General features: G+C 79.0%; 1 protein-coding gene. It reads right to left on the bottom strand.

Annotated elements, in window-relative coordinates:
* Positions 1-133: 133 nt before the first annotated feature.
* Positions 134-2,698: an ATP-dependent helicase HrpB gene (gene hrpB / locus ABZ951_RS33720; protein ID WP_361281773.1), complete on the bottom strand. Its 2,565-nt coding sequence runs from the start codon at positions 2,696-2,698 to the stop codon at positions 134-136.
* Positions 2,699-2,818: the final 120 nt, after the last annotated feature.

Genomic DNA, 2,818 nt, shown 5'->3' with positions numbered 1-2,818 from the left:
TGCACGGTGGCGGTGTTGTCCGCTTCGATGCACAGGGAGTCGTCGGCGCGGACGGGCTTTTCAGCCCGTCCGGCGCCTGAAGACACCGCCGCGCAGCGGTGGTGCACCCCGGACAACCCGCCGCAGGCGCTGACTAGCGCCGGGAGTTCGTCCTGCGAGTCGGTGCCGCCGTCGACGGGTCCTCCGGCCACGGATGCCGCGGATAGCGGCCCCGCAGCTCCGCCCGTACCGCCCGGTAGCCGTCCTTCCAGAACGACGCCAGGTCCGCGGTCACCGCCGCCGGACGGCCGGCCGGGGACAGCAGGTGGACGAGCACGGGCACCCGGCCGCCCGCCAGGCGCGGCGTCTCCCGCAGCCCGAACAACTCCTGCAGCTTGACGGCGAGCACCGGCTGCCCGCCCCCGTAGTCCACCCGGATCCGCGACCCGCTGGGCACCTCGATCCGCTCCGGAGCCAGCTCTTCCAGCCGCGCGGCGTCCCCGCTCGCCCACGGCAGCAGCCGCTCCAGCGCCTTGCCGGCGTCCAGCCGCTCCAGGTCGGCCCTCCTGCGGGCGCGGCCCAGCTCCCAGCCCAGCCAGTCCTCCACACTCCCCAGCAGCGCCTCCTCGGACACGTCCGGCCAGGGCCCGCCCAGCTCCCGGTGGAGGAACCCCAGCCGCAGGCGCAGCGCGACCGCCTCGGGGGACCAGCGCAGCAGCGCCAGCCCCTCCCGCCGCAGCCCGTCGAGCAGCGCCGCCCGCACCAGCTCCGGATCGGGCGCGGACAGCGGGCGGGCCGCCAGCTCCACCGCGCCGAGCCGCTCGACCCGCCGGGCCACCACGTCCCGCCGCTCCTGCGACCAGACGACCTCCTCGCCCTCGCTGAAAAGGGCCGCCGCGGCCTCCCGGGCGGTGTCCTCGTCGATCACCGCGCCCAGGGTCACCCGCGCCGACGCCGCCGTGACGGGCCGGTCGGCCACGGCCACCGCCACCCAGCGCGCACTGCGCAGCCGCGAGCCGCCACCGAGCTCGGCACCGGTGCCCGACACCATGAGGAAGGCGCCCCCGCCCCGCGCCCGCGCCACCCGCTCGGGAAACGCCAGCGCGGCGACGAGCCCGGCCACCGCGTCGTCACTCCCGCCGGAGCCGGCCCCCGCGGACTCCCCGCCGCCCTCGGTGTTCTCCGTGGCGCCCCGCACCGCGCTCTCCAGCCGGCGGGCCTCGGCGCGCCAGCGGGCGGCGTAGGCGTCCCCGCCGCGGCGTGCCGAGCGCCAGGCCGCCGCCAGGTCGTCCCCGTACTCGCGCGGCGGCTCCTCGCTCAGCAGCGCCACCACCTCCGCCGCCCGGCGCGCGCCCACCTCGCGCGCGCCGTCCAGGAGGGCCCTTGCCAGGCGGGGGTGGACGCCCAGCCGGGCCATGCGCCGGCCCCGCTCCGTGGGCCGCCCGCCACCGGTGACCGCTCCCGTGGCCGCCAGGACCTCGCGCGCCGCCGCCATCGCCCCGGCCGGCGGCGGGTCGAGCAGCGCCAGCCCGGCGGCGTCCGGGTCGCCCCAGCACGCGGCCTGCAGGGCGAACGCCGTCAGGTCCGCCACCGTGATCTCCGCCGCCGGGAACCGTGCCAGCCGCGCGTCGTCGGCCTCCGTCCAGCAGCGGTACACCGTCCCCGGCGCCTCGCGCCCCGCCCGCCCGGCCCGCTGCCGGGCCGCGGCCCGGGAGGCCCGTACGGTCGTGAGGGCGCTCAGCCCCCGCGCGTGATCCATGCGCGGCTCCCGCGCCAGCCCCGCGTCCACCACGACGCGCACCCCGGGCACGGTCAGGCTCGACTCCGCCACCGACGTCGCCAGGACCACTCGCCGCCGCGCGGAACCGGCCTCTCCGCCGCCCGCCAGCACCGCGTCCTGCACGGCGGCCGGAGCCCGCCCGTGCACCTGGAGCACCTCCGCCCCCAGGGCCTCCGGTCCGCCGAGCCGGCCCGCGACCCGCGCGATCTCCCCGACGCCGGGCAGGAAGCACAGCACGTCGCCCTCGCGCTCCCGGAGCGCCCGCCGGACCACGCCGGCCACGTGCTCCAGCAGCGCGGGGTCCACCCGCATCCCGTGCGGCGGCCGCACCGGTCGCTCCGGCGGGGCCCACACCACCTCCACCGGGTGCGAGACGCCCCGCGCCTCGACGACCGGGGCGTCGCCGAGCAGCCGGGCCCAGCCCTCCGCGTCGGTCGTGGCGGACGCCGCGATCAGCCGGAGCTCGGGCCGGAGCGCGGTGCGCACGTCCAGGAGGAAGGCGGCGGCGGTGTCGGCGTCCAGGTGCCGCTCGTGGCACTCGTCCAGGACGACGGTGTCGACGCCGGCCAGCTCCGGGTCGCGCTGGAGCCGCTGGAGCAGCACCCCGGTGGTGACCACCTCGACGACGGTCCGCCGCCCCACCCGCCGCTCCCCGCGCACCGTGAACCCGACACGCTCGCCCACCGCCTCGCCCAGCAGCCACGCCATGCGCCGGGCGGCGGCCCGGGCCGCGATCCGGCGCGGCTCGGCGACCACGACACGCCGCACGGGTCCGTCCGCATCGAGCAGGCCGGCGAGGACCAGGGGGACCAGCGTCGTCTTGCCCGTCCCGGGCGGCGCGCACAGCACCGCCGCCCCGTGCTCGTCCAGCGCGCGGGTGAGGGCGGGCAGGGCGCTGCGGACGGGCAGGTCCAGTGAGGAGGTGCGGTCGGTGGGGATCACACCGACCAGTCTCGCCTAGGCCGGCCGGCGGGGGTGGGGGCGGACCACCGCTGCGCGGCGGTGTCCTCAAGCGCCGGACGGGCTGGTAGTGGCTGAGCTCAGCCACTACCAGCCCCT

The sequence above is a fragment of the Streptomyces sp. NPDC046215 genome, assembly GCF_040646215.1.
In the GTDB taxonomy this organism is placed as follows: domain Bacteria; phylum Actinomycetota; class Actinomycetes; order Streptomycetales; family Streptomycetaceae; genus Streptomyces; species Streptomyces stramineus.
The sequence above is the reverse complement of the archived record's forward strand: the minus strand, read 5'-3'. Positions and strand labels throughout refer to the sequence as shown.